The organism is Devosia albogilva (assembly GCF_042685625.1).
Lineage (GTDB): Bacteria > Pseudomonadota > Alphaproteobacteria > Rhizobiales > Devosiaceae > Devosia > Devosia albogilva.
Genome location: NZ_JBHUNP010000001.1, coordinates 3549065 through 3565524, shown reverse-complemented (window position 1 = coordinate 3565524; position 16460 = coordinate 3549065). Strand labels below are relative to the sequence as shown.

14 protein-coding genes and 1 pseudogene are annotated in these 16460 nt (G+C 63.8%); 12 read left to right on the top strand and 3 right to left on the bottom strand.

The features are described from left to right. The first annotated feature begins 52 nt into the window (after positions 1 to 52). Genes ACFSX5_RS17850 through ACFSX5_RS17835 form a run of 4 tightly spaced genes read left to right on the top strand, consistent with a single transcriptional unit; the run spans position 53 to position 4752 of the window. Positions 53 to 955, top strand: a complete 903-nt coding sequence (locus ACFSX5_RS17850; RefSeq protein ID WP_386835242.1) for a carbohydrate ABC transporter permease — start codon at positions 53 to 55, stop codon at positions 953 to 955. Further along, positions 952 to 1779 (top strand): carbohydrate ABC transporter permease, encoded by an 828-nt coding sequence (locus tag ACFSX5_RS17845; RefSeq protein WP_386835240.1) that lies wholly within the window; start codon positions 952 to 954, stop codon positions 1777 to 1779. The genes ACFSX5_RS17850 and ACFSX5_RS17845 overlap by 4 nt, the downstream gene beginning before the upstream one ends. Continuing rightward, on the top strand, positions 1776 to 2834 hold the full coding sequence (locus tag ACFSX5_RS17840; RefSeq protein WP_386835238.1) for an ABC transporter ATP-binding protein: 1059 nt from the start codon (positions 1776 to 1778) through the stop codon (positions 2832 to 2834). The genes ACFSX5_RS17845 and ACFSX5_RS17840 overlap by 4 nt, the downstream gene beginning before the upstream one ends. 7 nt (positions 2835 to 2841) lie before the next feature. Then, positions 2842 to 4752, top strand: a complete 1911-nt coding sequence (locus ACFSX5_RS17835) for a glycoside hydrolase family 127 protein (protein WP_386835237.1) — start codon at positions 2842 to 2844, stop codon at positions 4750 to 4752. Positions 4753 to 4946: 194 nt separating this feature from the next. On the opposite strand, the gene ACFSX5_RS17830 is transcribed toward ACFSX5_RS17835, so the two are convergent. Beyond that, positions 4947 to 6032 carry a PQQ-dependent sugar dehydrogenase gene (locus ACFSX5_RS17830; RefSeq protein ID WP_386835236.1) on the bottom strand — a complete coding sequence of 362 codons (1086 nt, stop codon included), beginning with the start codon at positions 6030 to 6032 and terminating at the stop codon, positions 4947 to 4949. 34 nt (positions 6033 to 6066) lie between these two features. Then, positions 6067 to 6811: pseudogene (locus ACFSX5_RS17825) on the bottom strand (SDR family oxidoreductase). A 164-nt stretch (positions 6812 to 6975) separates the two neighbouring features. On the opposite strand from ACFSX5_RS17825, the gene ACFSX5_RS17820 reads away from it, so the two are divergent. The 8 genes from ACFSX5_RS17820 (at position 6976) to ACFSX5_RS17785 (ending at position 15777) form a co-directional block, all read left to right on the top strand. Further along, the gene (locus ACFSX5_RS17820) at positions 6976 to 7869 is read left to right on the top strand and encodes an AraC family transcriptional regulator (RefSeq protein ID WP_386835235.1); all 894 of its coding nucleotides are present in this window, start codon (positions 6976 to 6978) and stop codon (positions 7867 to 7869) included. 407 nt (positions 7870 to 8276) lie between these two features. Then, the gene (locus ACFSX5_RS17815) at positions 8277 to 9311 is read left to right on the top strand and encodes a LacI family DNA-binding transcriptional regulator (RefSeq protein ID WP_386835233.1); all 1035 of its coding nucleotides are present in this window, start codon (positions 8277 to 8279) and stop codon (positions 9309 to 9311) included. Beyond that, on the top strand, positions 9308 to 10921 hold the full coding sequence (locus tag ACFSX5_RS17810) for an FAD-dependent oxidoreductase (protein WP_386835232.1): 1614 nt from the start codon (positions 9308 to 9310) through the stop codon (positions 10919 to 10921). The genes ACFSX5_RS17815 and ACFSX5_RS17810 overlap by 4 nt, the downstream gene beginning before the upstream one ends. Positions 10922 to 10951: 30 nt before the next feature. After that, positions 10952 to 12223, top strand: coding sequence for an ABC transporter substrate-binding protein (locus tag ACFSX5_RS17805; RefSeq protein ID WP_386835230.1), 1272 nt, complete (start codon positions 10952 to 10954; stop codon positions 12221 to 12223). A gap of 68 nt (positions 12224 to 12291) precedes the next feature. Continuing rightward, a complete protein-coding gene (locus ACFSX5_RS17800) occupies positions 12292 to 13215 on the top strand; it encodes a carbohydrate ABC transporter permease (RefSeq protein ID WP_386835229.1) in 924 nt (307 codons plus the stop codon). Continuing rightward, positions 13205 to 14047 (top strand): carbohydrate ABC transporter permease, encoded by an 843-nt coding sequence (locus ACFSX5_RS17795; RefSeq protein ID WP_386835227.1) that lies wholly within the window; start codon positions 13205 to 13207, stop codon positions 14045 to 14047. Before ACFSX5_RS17800 ends, ACFSX5_RS17795 begins: the two co-directional genes overlap by 11 nt. A gap of 3 nt (positions 14048 to 14050) precedes the next feature. Beyond that, a complete protein-coding gene (locus ACFSX5_RS17790) occupies positions 14051 to 15097 on the top strand; it encodes an ABC transporter ATP-binding protein (protein ID WP_386835226.1) in 1047 nt (348 codons plus the stop codon). Then, the gene (locus tag ACFSX5_RS17785; RefSeq protein ID WP_386835225.1) at positions 15097 to 15777 is read left to right on the top strand and encodes a hypothetical protein; all 681 of its coding nucleotides are present in this window, start codon (positions 15097 to 15099) and stop codon (positions 15775 to 15777) included. The genes ACFSX5_RS17790 and ACFSX5_RS17785 overlap by 1 nt, the downstream gene beginning before the upstream one ends. Positions 15778 to 15911: 134 nt before the next feature. On the opposite strand, the gene ACFSX5_RS17780 is transcribed toward ACFSX5_RS17785, so the two are convergent. Further along, positions 15912 to 16436, bottom strand: coding sequence for a DUF6886 family protein (locus ACFSX5_RS17780; protein WP_386835223.1), 525 nt, complete (start codon positions 16434 to 16436; stop codon positions 15912 to 15914). Positions 16437 to 16460 lie beyond the last annotated feature (24 nt).

Below are 16460 nucleotides of genomic sequence, written 5' to 3'. Positions count from 1 at the left end.
GGCCGGGGCAATGCTCCGGCCGGTCGACGCCGCGCGCACATAGGAGGCAATGGTGTCGCGATTGTTGAGTTCGCTGCGCGACGGGGTCGGCTTTGATATCCTGCTGGTCGGCGCCGCGCTTATCTTCCTGCTGGCCCTGGCGGGCGCTCCGCTGGTCTATAATGTGCTGATGAGCTTCCAGCAGGTGGACATGTTCACCTTGGGCGCCCTGGTGAGGCCGTTCGTCGGCTTCGACAACTACGTAGCGGTGGTGCAGCAGCCCGAGTTCTGGCTGGTCCTCCGCAATACGCTGGTGTTCGTCTTCGGCTCCATGGCCGGGCAGTTTATCCTGGGCTTTTCGCTGGCGCTGTTCTTTGCCCAGCGCTTTCCGGGGGCGGCGACCATTCGCGGGTTGTTCCTCGTATCGTGGGTCATGCCCGGTCTGGTGGTGGGCGCCATCTGGAGTTGGATACTTGCCGGCGATTTCGGCGTACTCAACGTCATCCTGCGCGGGCTCGGCATCATCCAGTCCAACATCTTCTGGAAGTCCGACCCGAATTTCTCGATCTGGGCGGTGATCATCGCCAATATCTGGCTGGGTCTGGCATTCAACATGCTGCTGCTGTCGGTGGGGCTCGCCGCCATTCCGCGCGACCTCTACGAGGCGGCCGAGCTCGATGGCGCCAATGCCCTCCAACGTTTTTGGACCATCACCTTGCCGATGATGCGGTCCACCATCGGCGCCGTGCTGTCTCTGGGGCTGATTGGCACGCTTCAACAGTTCGATCTCTTCCCTGCCCTCACGGAAGGTGGGCCGGCCAACACCTCCAATGTCGCGGGGTTCTGGTCCTGGCAGCTCAGCTTCCAGCTCTACGACTTCGCCAAGGGCGCGACGGTGTCCGTGATGATGTTCCTGCTCGTGCTGTTTGCCTCGATCCTCTATGTGCGCTCGACGCGTCATGAGGTGCGCGGATGACCCGGCCCTACACACCCTGGCTGCTACTGGTCCTCGCTCTCGCGCTCGCCGCCCTCTACCTATTCCCGCTCTACTGGATGTATGTGACCAGTCTGAAGAGCAGTTCGGAGATCTTCGCGAACCCGCCGACCTTCTGGCCACGCAATCCTGAGCCGAGCATTTACGCCGAGGTATGGACCCGGCGCACCATGCCGACCTTCCTGTGGAACTCGCTGGTGATCGCGACCGGTGTGACGGCGATTACGGTCCTGCTCGGGACCGGCTGTGCCTATGTGCTGGCCCGCTACCGCAATCCGTGGATCGATGTGGGTCTGTTCGCCGTGCTGATGCTGCAGGTGCTACCCGCCTCGGTGATGGTCACGCCCCTGTTCGTCGGCTTCAACCAGGTAGGGCTGCTCGGCTATCCGCGCACCGCCGTGGTGCTCGCGGCGGCCGCCAAGGCGATGCCGTTCTTCGTCGTGCTGGTGCGCGCCACCTTCATGAGTGTACCGCGCGAGCTGGAAGAGGCGGCGCTGGTGGACGGCAATTCGCGCATCGGGGCGTTCTTCAGCATCGTGTTGCCGCTGGCGCGCAACGGCATTCTGGTCTGCGCCATCCTCACCTTCATGAGTTCGTTCGGGGAGTACATCTACTCGAAGTCCATCATCCAGAGCCCGACATTGCAGCCGGCCAGCGTCGGACTGTCGGGCTTCCTCGGCCCCAACACCACCGACTGGAGCGCCATCATGGCCTACTCGGCGATCTACGTGACGCCGATCCTCGCAATCTTCGTCCTGCTACAGCGCCGCATCGTCGCCGGACTGACCTCGGGAGCCCTGAAATGACGCCGCAGATCGAGCTCATCGACATTGATAAGCACTACGGGGCCTTCCACGCTCTCAAGAACATCACGCTGACGATCGACAAGGGCAGCTTTGTCGCGCTGGTCGGCCCGTCCGGCTGCGGCAAGTCCACATTGTTGCGCTCAATCGCCGGGCTGGAGACGATCACGTCCGGGACGTTGCGCATCGCCGGGCAGACGATGACCGGAGTGCCGCCGCGGCACCGCGACATCGCCATGGTGTTCCAGAGCTACGCGCTCTATCCCCACATGAGCGTCGAGCAGAACCTCACCTACTCGCTACGCTTGCACGGCGTGAAGAAGGCCGAGGCGAGGACCAAGGCCGCCGAAGTCGCGGCCACCACCGGACTTTCCCACCTGCTCGGCCGCTATCCGCGGCAGCTTTCGGGCGGGCAACGCCAGCGGGTGGCCATGGGTCGGGCCATCATCCGCAACCCCAAGGCTTTCCTGTTCGACGAGCCGCTCTCCAACCTTGACGCTGCGCTAAGGGTTCAGATGCGCAAGGAAATACGCGCCCTGCACGACCGCCTCGGCGCCACGTCGGTCTACGTGACGCACGACCAGATTGAAGCGATGACGATGGCTGACTGGGTCGTGGTGATGCGCGACGGCATCATCGAGCAGCAGGGCCGGCCGCTCGACCTCTACGACCACCCGGTCAACCAGTTCGTCGCCGGGTTCATCGGCTCTCCGGCAATGAACTTCTTGCCGGCGACGGTGGGGCAGGATGGCAGATCGATCGCCCTCGAGGCCGGCGGAAGCGTGCCCATTGCTGGGCAGGCAAGCCCCGGAGAGAAGGTGGTGGCCGGCATGCGGCCGGAGCATCTGCGCGTGGCGGAAGGGCCCGCAGCGGCATTCCACGTCGAAATCGGCACCATCGAGTCCACTGGCTCGGCGACTTATCTCACCTCGCGTGACGGGTCGCTGCAGGTGGTGCAGTCCGAGCGGACCCCGCTCGCGCCAGGCGACCTCGTGGGCCTCGAGATAGAGCCTACCAACATCCACCTGTTCGACCCGAGCACGGGCCGCAAGCTTTAGGACCACCATGTCGCGCTACGCTCCGCTCCCCTTTTCGCACGTGAAGCTCGAAGGCCAATTCTGGCGCGAGCGTCTGGAGACCGTGCTGACCCGCACCGTGCCCAGCCAGCATCGCAAGCTGGCCGAATACGGCATCCTGGATTCTTTGAAGTTGCCGGATCCGCCGCCACCCCTGCGTTTCCCCCGGGCATCAAACGGTTTCACGGTCCAGGTGTTCTGGGACAGCGACGTCGGTAAGTGGATCGAGGCTGCGAGCTACGCCCTCTCTCACCGCCGAGACCCCGACATCGAGAACAAGATCGAGGCCGCTATCGACGACCTCGAGATGGCCCAGGCGCCGGACGGCTATCTCAACTGCTGGTACCTCGGCCGCGAGCCGGAGAACCGTTGGACCAACCTGCGCGACAATCACGAATTCTACAATGCGGGTCACCTGCTGGAAGGCGCCATTGCCTATTTCCAGGCCACTGGCCGCCGGCGCTTCCTCGATATCATGGAGCGCTATCTCGACCACATCTACTCGGTGTTCGGCCGCGGCGATGGGCAGAAACGGGGCTACGATGGCCACGAGGAGATCGAGCTAGCGCTGATGAAGCTCTACTACCTTACCGGAGAGCGCAGGCACCTCGACTTCGCCGCGTATCTCGTCGACGAGCGCGGTCAGCAGCCGCACTATTTCGACATGGAGCGCGAAGCCCGAGCGGCGCGAGGGCTGGTCGAGCAGCGCTACCCATTTCCGAACTACGAATACTCGCAGAGCCACAAGCCGGTGCGGGAGCAGGACAAGGTAGTCGGTCACGCCGTGCGCGCCATGTACCTCTACACCGCGATGGCGGACCTAGCGGCCGAACTCGGTGACGCCTCCCTCAAGCGAGCCTGTGAAGTGCTGTGGAACGACGTCATGAACACCAAGATGTACGTCACCGCCGGGCTCGGGCCGTCTGCCCACAACGAGGGCTTCACCCACGACTACGACCTGCCCAATCAGACCGCCTACGCCGAGACCTGCGCTTCGGTTGCCTTGATCTTCTGGGCGCAGCGCATGCTGCATCTCGACCTCGATGGCAAATATGGTGACATCCTCGAACTGGCCATGTTCAACGGTGCCCTGTCCGGCCTCAGCCGCGACGGTGAGCACTACTTCTACGCCAATCCACTCGAGAGCGACGGACGCCCTAGCCGCTGGGAGTGGCATACCTGCCCGTGCTGCACCATGAATGTCAGCCGGCTGGTGGCCTCCGTGAGCGGCTACTTCCTCTCCACCGCTGCAGACGGAGTCGCCTTCCATCTCTATGGTGGCATCTCGACCGAGGTCGAAATCGGCGGCACGAGAGTGGCGCTTCGGGAGGTCTCAGATTACCCGTGGCGCGGCGAGGTTGCCATCCATGTCGACCCCCGCTCTCCCGCCGAGTTCGACGTCAAGCTGCGTATCCCCGGCTGGTGTACCGGCGCCAGTGTTTCCGTCAACGGTCGCTCCCTCGACGTTGCTCAAGCCGAGCGCGGCTACCTTACGGTGCGGCGGATCTGGGGACCGGGCGACATCATCCGGTTGAACCTGCCAATGCCGCCGGTGCGGCTCTACGCACATCCCGCGGCTATCGCGGATGCTGGACGGGTGGCCCTTAAGCGCGGCCCGCTCGTCTACTGCCTTGAAGAGGTGGATAATCCGGGAGGCCGGGTACAGCGTCTTAGGTTACCGCGGAAAGCGGAGCTTCACGCTGAGCCATACAACATTTTCGACGGTGCCGTTGCCCTTACGGCCGACGGAGTAGCGGTGGATGAATCTGATTTCACGCAGCTCTACCGAACCACTCCTCCCACCGAACAGACAGCAGTAGTGACCGCTATCCCGTACTTTCTGTGGGCCAATCGCGGCCAAGGAACAATGGTGGTCTGGGTGCCGGAATCTGCAGGCTAGATTTAGGAACCTGGCGAACCGCCGTAGGGTGCTGAGGCCCGCCCAGGGCCAGAGCGACCGTGCCGTGGCCAAAGTCTAGTCGATGGGGCGGAAAAGACATCGTGGTCCATGATGATTCTGCCACCTTCTAGGGCTGTACCTTCCGGCCGCAAGGCGAATACCGGGGGGCGGCGGCAACGCCGCCCCGTGACGTGTCAGCGGGGAACCAGCTCAAGTCTCAGGATTCGGTCGTCGCCGCCCCGGGGAGGCGTTCCGCCAAGCGTCGCCCCGTCAGTGTTGGAAGTGACGATCCAGAGTGAGCCGTCCGGTGCGAGCTCAACTGCTCGCATCCTGCCGTATTCCTCATTGAAATAGACTTCCGGCTCACCGGCCACTTCGCCGTTCCGCACCGGCAGCCGCCACAGGCGCTGTCCGTGCAGTGTGCCCATCCATATCGCTGCGCCAGCGTATGCAATGCCGGACGGCGACGCTTCCGAGGGGCGCAGCGCGTAGATGGGTGGAACGCCCAGTTCGCCATCCGGGCCCTCCGACATAGGCCAGCCGTAGTTGGCACCGGCTTGCACGACGTTGAGTTCGTCCCAGTCATTCCAGCCCAATTCGGACGCATAGAGCGTGCCGTCGGGCCCGAAGTCGAGTCCCTGGACGTTGCGATGGCCGATGCTGAAGACGGATGTGCCGTACGGGTTGTCTTCAGGGACGGAACCATCGGGATTGATGCGGAGGACTTTTCCGTTGAGCGAAGTCCGGTCCTGCGCGCGCGGCGGGTCGAACGCATCGCCGGTACCGATCCACAGATGGCCGTCCGGTCCGAACCGGAGTCGGCCACCGTGGTGGCGGTTTGCCGTACCGATTCCGTCGAGCACAACACGATCGAATGCGAACGAGTCGAGCCGCTCGCTGAGGATCAGGGCAACAACGCGGTTGGTTGGAAGCGACGAAACGTAGGCGAACACGGTCCGGTCTTCCTCGAAGGTCGGCGAGACCGCCAACCCGAGCAGCCCTCCCTCAGCGCTGAACTCCATATCCGGCACAACGCCCGATTCCTGAACCCTCCCTGTCTCAGGATCGATCCGCAAGATGCGTGCGGACCGCCGCTCGGAAACCAGCGCCGTGCCATCGGGGAGAAATGCTAGGCCCCACGGCATGTCCAGGCCGGAGACGATCTCCGTCACTTCGCCGGGAAAAAGCTCGGTTTCCTGAGCCGGAGCGGCCTGCACACTGAACAGGGTCAGGGCAAGGATCGCCGGGACCGCCCGAGGTATCTTGATCGTCGTGATCATTTGGATCTCCTTCATCTACCGACGCCGGCTAGGCTTATTGGTTCAGGCGGGCGAAGGACTCTGCATAGCGCCCCTCGCTTTCGGCAAAGCGCTGGAAGTGCACGCGTTCGACCAGGATTTCCTCGGCGGTAGGCCCGGGTTTCGAGCAGGGTCATGGTCTCGGAAATGTACTCGCCGAGCGGCATGGCGTTGGCGTCGATAGCCTGATGGGGACCGGTCAACTCGGTCTGCACATAGGGCGGGGCCAGTTCGATGACCTGAACTGGGGTGCCGCGCAATTGGAACCGCAGCGACTGGCTGTAGGAGTGGATGGCCGCCTTCATCGCGCAATAGGTGGGGAAACCCGCGCGCGGCAGAAAGGCGAGGCCGGAAGATACAGTCAGAACCGCCGCTTCGGGTTTGCTCAGGAGGTGCGGCAGGAGTGCCGTGGTAAGGCGGATCGGGCCGAGAAGGTTGGTGACGATGGTCGCTTCGGCGGTGGCCGTGGAACCCTCCTGGACCGTTTCCGGACGCATGATGCCAGCGTTGTTGACGAGGACGTTCAGCGCAGGGAAGTCCACGACGACCTGCCTCGAAAAAGCGCCTATCGCTTCTGGATCGTCGACGTCGAGTTGGTAGGTGTGGATGCCGGGGCTGGCGCTTTCGACGTCGATGAGCTTGTCGCGGTTGCGGCCGGTGACGATGACAGTGTTGCCTCTAGCGAGGAACGCTTCGGCAAGGGCGCGCCCGATCCCACTGCCGCCGCCGGTGACTAGGATGGTGTTGCCCGTGATGTTCACATCGCTCTCCTTTGTGCGTTCACCGGAGAGATAGCGCCGCTCCCCTTCCCTTGCCTGCCGCATCCTCGAAAGAACCTGCCCAATTCTCCAAAACCCGATACCGCGCTATTGCGACGGCACCGGTCGGGCGCAACCATGCAGTGCCTTTTTCTACGGAGGATCGGATGGGACTCGATGATCTCGCCCGCAAGGTGCTCGCTTACGCCGACGACCGTGAGTTCGGCGAGGCGCCGACTGCGTCGGATGTCCCGGCATTGAACGTGTCTCGCCAGAGGCGCGCGACCGCATTGGCGCCGGTGCTTTATGAGCCGATCTTCTGCCTCGTGCTACAGGGCGCAAAACAGGCGCTGCAGGGGCAGCGAGTGGTCGATTTTCCCAGAGGCCATTCGGTTATCGTGGGTATCGATCTGCCCACTGAAGCTCGCGTGGTCGAGGCATCAGTTGAGACGCCCTATGTTGCACTGGCTCTCAAGCTCGATATGGGGCTGATCCGCGAATTGTCGCTGGAGCCGGGCCGCGGCGGGCGGGAGGACGGTAAGCTCGCGGCGATCTCGGCAGCAGAGGCGGACGAGGCAATCATCGATGCGATGGGACGGCTGTTCGCCCTGGCCGAGAAGCCCGCGGCGCGACCGGTGCTCTACCCGCTGATCCTGCGCGAGATTCACTATTGGCTGCTCTGTGCCGACCATGGCTCACTGCTACGAGCGCTGGCGCAGACCGACAGCCACGCCTCGAAGATCGCCGATGCCATCGTTGCGATCCGGAGCAGTTTCGACCGGCCGCTCGTCGTGGCAGAGCTGGCGAGCGCTGTTGGAATGAGCGTTTCGGCCTTTCATTTTCACTTCAAGGCCATTACCGGCACGACGCCACTTCAATACCAGAAGCGCCTGCGGCTGATCGAGGCAAGGCGCCTCATGCAAGCCGAGCGGCATTCAGTTTCCACCGCCGCGTTCACTGTCGGATATGAAAGCCCCACCCACTTTTCGCGCGAGTATGCCCGCATGTTCGGGGCGCCACCGCTACGACATGTGCGCGAGGGCGCGGCGGTGGCGGGGTGAGAGCGACATAGAGGCAAACCTTCGGGGTTCTGCAAAGCCCCGCAGGCCGGAATGGCACACGGAGGCTCGGACAGGTCCGAAGCCGCACAGCCTATACGGCCGGCCAGGAAGCTTTAGCCAAATGCAGCATCCGGCTTGCGGCCGCGAATAGCCGATCCATGATGGGTCGGATGGTCTGCGGCGGCTCGGTCTTTCGAGCGGTATCACTGTCACCTGGTATAGTCGCCGTCCGCGTTGGTGTAGCGCCAGCGTGCGATGCCGGTTGGTCTCCTACGGATGTGGCCTCCCTGTGCCACACAACGCCACGCGCCTGCCTTGTAGGACCCAAAGAGAAACCCATTGAACTGCTCAGCGCTCTACGCTAATACGTATCAGCGCTAATACGTATCAACACCCCGGGAACTATTTTGGTTCACCATCGGCGACTGACACAAAAGGACATCGCCCGCCTGGCTGGGGTCAGTCAGGCGACGGTCTCGCTTGTGCTCAACGGGTCGCCCGAGAACGCGAACCGCATCCCTGCCGACACCCGCGAGCGGGTCCTGAAGGTCATCCGCGAAACCGGCTATGTCGCCGACCCCGTCGCGCGTCGCATGGTCAAGGGGCTGAACCGCATTCTCGGCGTGTTCACCTATGAGCCGGCCTTTCCCTCGGCTCAGGCCGACTTCTTCACCCCGTTCCTGCTCGGCATCGAGGAGGCGGCGCAGGAACTCGGATACGACCTGCTACTGTTGACCGGTGCCGGTGCCCCGCGGCGCATTTTTGGCGAGAATGTTCGCCTGCGCCTGGCCGATGGCTGCATCATTCTCGGGCGTCAGTTCGATCGCGAGGAGCTTCGGCGGCTGGTTGGCGGCGACTTCCCCTTTGTTGCTGTCGGCCGTCGTGATGATGCCGGCGGCCCCGTGCCCTATGTCGGTGGTGACTATGCCCCGGCGACGGCGGCGTTGGTGTCGCAAGCCCGTTCACTTGGTCATCAGCGCATCGCCTATGTCGGGCTGAACGAAGGCGCCGAGTCGACGGTCGACCGCTGGATCGGTTTCGAGCAGGCGCTCGACGGCGGTGATCTAGTCTATTCCCGGTTCGCCGTGGCGCAGCCGCCTGACGAAACGCTGGACGGCATCATCGCTGCGGGTGCGACCTGCGTCTTCGTCACGGAACTGGCCGATGCGATCGCCATCGACTCGGTGGCCCGCCAACGCGGCATCAGGGTGCCGGCAGATCTTTCGGTTGTGGTCCTCGGCAATCACATTCGAGCCGAAGAGCCCGGCCGCCGCTTCACTTCGTTTTCGATCCCGCGCGAGGCCATGGGCCGTGCCGCCACCTCCATGCTGGTGCGCCGGGTCGAGGACAATGCCCCGGTCGAGCAAGTGCTGCTCGACTGCCCCATCCTCGAGGGCGAGACCCTCGGTCCCGTTTCTTCCCAACCTGTTCGGAACACATGACCAGAGAGCTTCACGCAGACATCCTCATCGTTGGCGGCGGGCTTGGTGGCGTTGCTGCAGCCCTGGGCGCATTGCGCTCGGGCCGCACCGTCATCATGAGCGAGGAATTCGACTGGCTGGGCGGCCAGCTGACCAGCCAGGCCGTGCCGCCCGACGAGCATTCGTGGGTCGAGCAGTTCGGCGTTACCCGCAGCTATCGCCAGTTGCGTAACGGCATCCGCCAGTACTATCGCGACCATTATCCGCTGACGGCCGAAAGCCGCGCCTGGGGCGATCTCAATCCGGGCGCCGGCTGGGTCAGCCGGCTTTGCGCCGAGCCGCGCGTGGGCCTCGCTGTCATCGAAGCCATGCTGGCGCCGTGGCGCGGTGGCGGCCAATTGACCGTGCTACAGCCCTACCTTCCGGTCGCGGCGGATGTTGATGGCGACACTGTGCGCGCCATCACGCTGCGTCACCGCGACAGCGGCCGCGAGATCGTCTGCTCGGCGGCCTATGTGATCGACGCCACCGAACTCGGCGACCTGCTGCCCATGACTGGCACCGAGTACGCCAAGGGCTTCGAGGCACAGTCCGACACCGGCGAGCCCAGCGCTCCGGCTGAGGCGCAACCCGACAATGTGCAGGCGGTGTCGGTGTGCTTTGCCATCGACCACGTGGATGGCGATCAGACCATCGACAAGCCGGAGAACTATGACTTCTGGCGGCAATATCAGCCCGAGTTCTGGGGTGGTCCGCTGCTCGGCTTCAAGGCACCGCACCCGCGTACCCTGGAAATCACCGAGCGCAGCTTCACGCCCAATCCGGACGACGATCCGCTGCTGGTGGATGCCGATCAGCGCCGCAATCCCGGGGACGGCAATCTCTGGACCTTCCGCCGCATCGCTGCGCGCCGCAACTTCCTGCCCGGCGCCTACCAGTCAGATATCTGCCTCGTGAACTGGCCGATGATCGACTACATGCTCGGCACCATCATCGACGTCTCCGAAGACGAGAAGGCCCGCCACCTCAAGGCTGCGGCCGACTTGTCCTACGCGGTGTTCTACTGGCTCCAGACCGAGGCGCCGCGCCTCGATGGGGGCCAGGGCTTCCCCGGCCTGCGGCTACGCGGCGACGTCACCGGCACCGACCACGGTCTTGCCATGGCTCCGTATATCCGCGAGAGCCGCCGCATCCTGCCGGTGACCCGCATCGTCGAGCAGGACGTGTCCATGACCGTCCACGGCAACAACCTGTCCAAGCAGTATCGCGATAGCGTCGGTATCGGCATGTACCGCATCGACCTGCATCCTTCGACCGGGGGAGATAACTATGTCGATGTTGAGTCCGCGCCGTTCGAGATCCCGCTCGGCGCGCTGCTGCCCCGCCGGGTCAAGAACCTGCTCGCCGGCGGCAAGAATCTCGGCACCACCCACATCACCAATGGCTGCTACCGCCTGCACCCCGTGGAATGGAACGTCGGTGAAGTGGCGGGCCTGCTGGCTGCTCATTGCCTCAACAAGGGCCTGACGCCGCATCAGGTGCAAGCCGAGGATCGCAGGCTCGAAGACTTCCAGGCCAGCCTCTACCGCGAAGGCATCGAGATCCGCTGGCCGGATGTGCGCGGTTACTGAAACCACACCAATAATCAACAGGAGGAAACGATGAACAGACGATCCATTCTCAAGGCCACGGCGGCCACAGCCGGCATTCTCTTGCCCCTCGCCTGGAGCGGAACCGCCTGGGCTCAGGACGCCGTGAACCTGCGCATGACCATCTGGAGCGCCAACGAGGCGCACCTGGCGATGTTCGACGAAATCGCCGCTGGCTTCAAGGAGACGCACCCGAACGTCAACATCACCTTCGAGCCGCTGCCTTTCGAGAGCTACACGACCACTCTGACCACCCAGATCGCCGGCGGGAACCCGCCGGACTTGGCCTGGGTGCTCGAGACCTCGGCTGCCGACTTCGTCAATTCCGGTGCCCTGGCACCGCTGACCGATGCGTTCGGGGCCACCGAGGGCTACAACCTCGACGACGTGACGGAGCAGGCGACGGCCTTGTGGACGAAGGACGGTCAGCTTTACGCCTACCCGTTCTCGACCTCGCCTTTCGCAGTGTTCTCCAACAACGACGTGATCCGCGCTGCTGGCGCCAAGACCCCGGCCGAACTGATCGAGGCGGGAGAATGGACCTGGGAGAACGCCTTCGCCACCGCCTCGGCAGTGGGACAGGCTGGTCAGGCGGGTCTGGTCGTCCGCGATTTCAACTACCAGCTCTGGCAGAACCTGGCAGCGATCTGGAAGGGTTGGGGTGCCTCGCCCTGGAGCGAGGACGGCAAGACCTGCACCTTCACCGAGCCGGCCATGGTCGATGCCATGACCGCGATCCACAAGGCGATCTTCACCGACAAGGCCATGCCTGGCCCGGGCGAGGACATCGACTTCTTCGCCGGCGAGACCGCCATGACCATCACCCAGATCAGCCGCGCTTCGCTGCTGCCCAAGGAAGACCCGTTCGACTGGTCCCTGGTTCCGCTGCCCGCCGGCCCGGCCGGTGAGTACGGTGTGGTCGGTCAGGCCGGCGTGGGTGCCTTCGCGAGCGGCGCCAATGTCGAGGTCGCGGTGGAGTTCCTTGCCTACCTGACCAACCCCGAGAACAGCCGGAAGCTGGCGCAGTTCTTCCCGCCGGCTCGTGCCAGCCTGCTGAACACCGAAACCCTGGCTGCGACCAATCCGCTGCTCTCCGCCGAACAGCTCGAAGACGTCGTGATCAAGGGGATCTCGATTGGTGAGGTGATTCCGGGCCACACCAATTTCGCCCAGATCCAGCAGACCGTGCGCGCCTCGCTCGACGCACTGTGGGTGCCCGACGCCGACGTCGAGGCGGTGCTGGCCAATGTCTGCCAGAGCGTCGGTCCGCTGCTGGCTCGCTAAGCTGGCTTGACACTTTTGCATCCCGGCCAACGGCCGGGGTGCTCCCAAGGACAACCCCCGAGGCTCCGGTGACCGAACAAACCACAACCGCAGCGCCGCACAAGCGTCCGTTCTGGACCATTGCGCGCAAGGACGCGCTGGCGGGCTATTTGTTCATAGCGCCGCAACTCGCCGGCATCGTCACCTTCGTGCTGATCCCGCTGGGGCTCGTCTTCTACTACTCGCTGCACGAGTGGAACGTGCTTGCCAAAACGTTCACCTTCGTGGGCGATGCGAACTATCAGCAGTTGCTGCGCGATCCGAACCTGCCGGGGGTTCTTTCCGCCTCGGCGATCTTCTCGGTTGGCTTGGTCGTCTTCAACCTCAGCCTCGCGCTACTGCTCGCCGTCCTGCTGGACCAGAAGCTGAAGGCCATCGTGGTCTTCAGAACCCTGTTCTTCTCGCCAGTGGTGGTGTCGCTGGTTGCCTGGACCATCGTCTGGAGCTTCCTGCTGCAGAACAATGGCGGCATCAACGGCATCCTCTCCGTTTTCGGAATCGAGGGACCGAACTGGCTGCGAACCCCAGGCACCGCCATGTTCTCGGTCATCGTCGTGCAGGTGTTCAAGAATGTCGGCCTGAACATGATCCTGTTCCTTGCCGCGCTCCAGGGCGTGCCGAAGGAGCTTTATGAGGCTGCGCGCGTCGATGGCGCCAGCGCCTTCAAGCAGTTCCGACGCATCACGCTGCCGATGATCTCGCCGACCATCCTGCTCACCTCGATCATCACCATCGTCGGCTCGCTGCAGGTGTTCGCGCAGATTGCCATCCTTACCAAGGGCGGGCCAGGCGTGTCGACCACGGTGCTGGTCTACTACCTCTACCAGCAGGCATTCCAGTTCAACTTCTTCGGCTACGGGTCGACGCTGTCGATCCTGCTGTTCCTGATCGTCGCGGTGCTCACTTTCATCCAGTGGCAGATGCGCAAGCGGATCGTGTTCTATGAAAACTGAGCTGTCGCCCAGGCTGCGTGTCGCCCTCTACGGGTTGATGTGCGTGCTGCTGATCCCCTTCGTGTTTCCCACCTGGTGGATGGTCACCTCGTCGGTGAAGCCGATCAGCGACATCTTCGCCTTCCCGCCCGAGCTGTGGCCGCGCCGGTTCGATTTCACTACCTATCAGCGGGTATTCGAACTGCAGCCGTTTGCCCGCCAATACTGGAACTCGGCCTATATCGCCGCCCTCGTCACTGTCGGCACCATGATCGTGTCGTCGATGGCCGGATATGCCTTCGCCCGCATCCGCTTCCCGTTCAGCAATGCCATCTTCATGGTGGTGCTGATGGGGCTGTTGATCCCCGCCGAAGTCACCATCGTTCCGCTGTTCCAGATGTTCCTCTCCTGGAAGATGATCAACACGCACTGGCCACTGATCCTGGTGCCCATCTTCGGCGCCCCGTCGGTGTTCGCCACCTTCGTCATGCGCCAGTTCTTCATCGCCCTGCCGGTGGAACTGGAAGAGGCGGCGCGGGTCGACGGGCTAGGCCGGTTCAAGATCTTCTGGACCATCGCCCTGCCGCTGGCGAAGCCGGCGCTCGGTGCCGTCGCGATCTTCACCTTCCTCCACTCCTGGAACCTCTATCTGGAACCGATCGTGTTCCTGTCCTCCACCCACATGTTCACTCTGCCGCAGGCGCTGACCCAGTTCACCGACGCCTATGGCGGCGCCATGTGGAACATCCAGCTGGCCGCCGCGACCATGACTGCCATTCCCGTGCTCGTCGTCTTCATCCTGGCGCAGAAGCAGTTCGTCGAAGGTCTCGCCCATACCGGCTTGAAAGGCTGACCCATGGCCCCCGTTACCCTCTCCTCCATCCGCAAGTCCTTCGGCCCAACCGACATCCTGCACGGCATCGACGTCGATATCGCCGATGGCGAGTTCATCGTGCTGGTCGGGCCCTCGGGCTGCGGCAAGTCCACCCTGTTGCGCATGGTGGCCGGGCTCGAAACCATCAGCTCGGGCGACATCCGCATCGGCGGCCGGGTGGTCAACGACCTCGAGCCCAAGGACCGGGATATCGCCATGGTGTTCCAGAACTACGCGCTCTACCCGCACATGACCGTCGCCACCAATATGGGCTTTTCGCTCGAGCACCGCGGTGGGTCCAAGGCCGAGATCGCCGAGCGCGTCCGCTGGGCCGCCGAGATCCTCGATCTCACCCACCTGCTCGAGCGTTACCCGCGCCAACTCTCCGGCGGTCAGCGCCAGCGCGTGGCCATGGGCCGCGCCATCGTGCGCAACCCGCAGGTGTTCCTGTTCGACGAACCGCTCAGCAATCTCGATGCCAAGCTGCGCGTGGTGATGCGCGGCGAGATCAAGGCGCTGCACCAACGCCTCGGCGTCACCACCGTCTATGTCACGCATGACCAGGTGGAGGCCATGACCATGGCCGACCGCATCGTGGTGATGCACGGCGGCAGGGTGGAGCAGATCGGTGCACCGCTCGAACTCTATGATCGACCGGCCAATCTCTTCGTTGCCGGCTTCATCGGCTCGCCCGCCATGAACATCATCGCCGGCACCATTGCGGACGGGCGATTCTCTGGTGGAGGCGCGACCCTGCCTCTGCCAGCTGGGATCAGCGTCAGTGGAGCGGTCAAGTACGGCATTCGCCCCGAACACCTGCAACTTGCCACAGATGGACTGCCGGCCACCGTGCGCCTGGTCGAGCCAATGGGCTCCGAGACACAGGTCACCATGGCGATCGGCGAGCAGAAGATCATTGGTGTGTTCCGCGAGCGCGTTGCCGCGCGCCCGGGCGAGACCATTCACGTCCGGCCCGATCTCGCCGCCGTCCACCTCTTCGATGCCGAGACCGGCCACAGGATCAACTGATGTACGCCCCTACCCCGTTCTACCAGTCTCTCACCGATGGGAGCTTTCCTGTTATCGTGTCGCTTGCCCGGCATGATCTCGAGCTGGCCAAGGCGGCTCTCGATGGTGGCGCCACGGCGATCAAGACCCACCTCAACGCCTATCATCGAGCCACCGGCACTACGTTCGGCTCTTTTGCCGAGGAGCGCCCGTTCTTTGAAGAGCTTGCAAAGCTCGGCTGTCCGCTGCTGGTGATGGCTGGACAGGAAACCGTGCCCAGTGCCGAGGAGATGGATGCCCTTCATGACCTCGGCTTCGAGGGCTTCAACGTCTATGTCGACCACCTGCAGCCGCATCTGCTGCGCTCGAAGCTCCGACCGATGCCGGCGCTTGCGTCCACCAGCTCGCCCGAAGATGTCGCGAAGATCGCGGCCATTCCCGGTTGCATCATTGAAGCCTCCATCATGCCATTCGAGCGCTACCGCACGCCCATGACGCCGGCGGACCTTGACCGCTATGCCGCGATTGTTGCCGCAGTCGATGTGCCGGTGATCGTGCCAAGCCAGTTGCAGTTGACGCCCGCCGACGGCAAGGCACTGCGCGATGCCGGCATCGCGGCGGTGCTGATGGGGGCAATTGTCACCGGCGACTCACCGGACACCATGAGGGCCTCGGTCGAAGCGATGGTCCGCGGGCACTAGCCTTCTGCAGCCGATCCTGTGAACCGCCCCCGTCGCCGATACCACAGCGGAGACGTACAGGGCCGTCAGCGGGCCGGCCGCTTCCACAGTTGCCACTAACCCTGCCCCGCTCGTGCTGCCCAATTTTGAGCCGTTCACCAGCCGCTGGCATTCCGCAGCCGAATGCCGCTGGTGTGCAGGGAGGTCGCCCAGAGCGCCTTGAGCGGCACAAGACTGTCCACGACGCGAAGCTCCACCTCGCGTGACGCCAAGCTACTCGGCAGGTCGGTGAGTTCGACACGGGCCAGCGGCTTTACGACCTCCCGGCTCACCCACATACCCGCGTCTCCGAGGTTCTCGAAATGGTCCGCCGGCAGTTCATAGCGCTGCAGGACGGCCTCGGAGATGGCTGTCATCCAGCTTCGCTCCACATAGGCGGCAGCGCGACGGCTACCGAGCCAAGTCGCACGGTCGGAGTCCAGCGTGGCTTCCGTGGCCCAGATGAGGATGCGCGGGCACTCCCGCGGGAAGTGATAGAGGAAGTCGAAATCGTCCTCGATTGCCCAGACAAGGGGCCCATTGAGCCACTCCCGGCCGGGCGTCCGTTGGGAGGGAACCAGGACGGCACGGGGAACAAAGGTGACGATACCGGGATCGTCGCTGAAGTGATAAAGACGCAAATGCCACCCGCCTGTCGGTTGCGC

Bases quoted from the DNA above. Each gene is read 5' to 3' on its own strand.
- ACFSX5_RS17810 (WP_386835232.1), top strand. From the start codon at position 9,308: ATGACCAGAGAGCTTCACGCAGACATCCTCATCGTTGGCGGCGGGCTT.
- ACFSX5_RS17840 (WP_386835238.1), top strand. From the start codon at position 1,776: ATGACGCCGCAGATCGAGCTCATCGACATTGATAAGCACTACGGGGCC.
- ACFSX5_RS17785 (WP_386835225.1), top strand. From the start codon at position 15,097: ATGTACGCCCCTACCCCGTTCTACCAGTCTCTCACCGATGGGAGCTTT.
- ACFSX5_RS17795 (WP_386835227.1), top strand. From the start codon at position 13,205: ATGAAAACTGAGCTGTCGCCCAGGCTGCGTGTCGCCCTCTACGGGTTG.
- ACFSX5_RS17790 (WP_386835226.1), top strand. From the start codon at position 14,051: ATGGCCCCCGTTACCCTCTCCTCCATCCGCAAGTCCTTCGGCCCAACC.
- ACFSX5_RS17820 (WP_386835235.1), top strand. From the start codon at position 6,976: ATGGGACTCGATGATCTCGCCCGCAAGGTGCTCGCTTACGCCGACGAC.
- ACFSX5_RS17835 (WP_386835237.1), top strand. From the start codon at position 2,842: ATGTCGCGCTACGCTCCGCTCCCCTTTTCGCACGTGAAGCTCGAAGGC.
- ACFSX5_RS17805 (WP_386835230.1), top strand. From the start codon at position 10,952: ATGAACAGACGATCCATTCTCAAGGCCACGGCGGCCACAGCCGGCATT.
- ACFSX5_RS17845 (WP_386835240.1), top strand. From the start codon at position 952: ATGACCCGGCCCTACACACCCTGGCTGCTACTGGTCCTCGCTCTCGCG.
- ACFSX5_RS17830 (WP_386835236.1), bottom strand. From the start codon at position 6,032: ATGATCACGACGATCAAGATACCTCGGGCGGTCCCGGCGATCCTTGCC.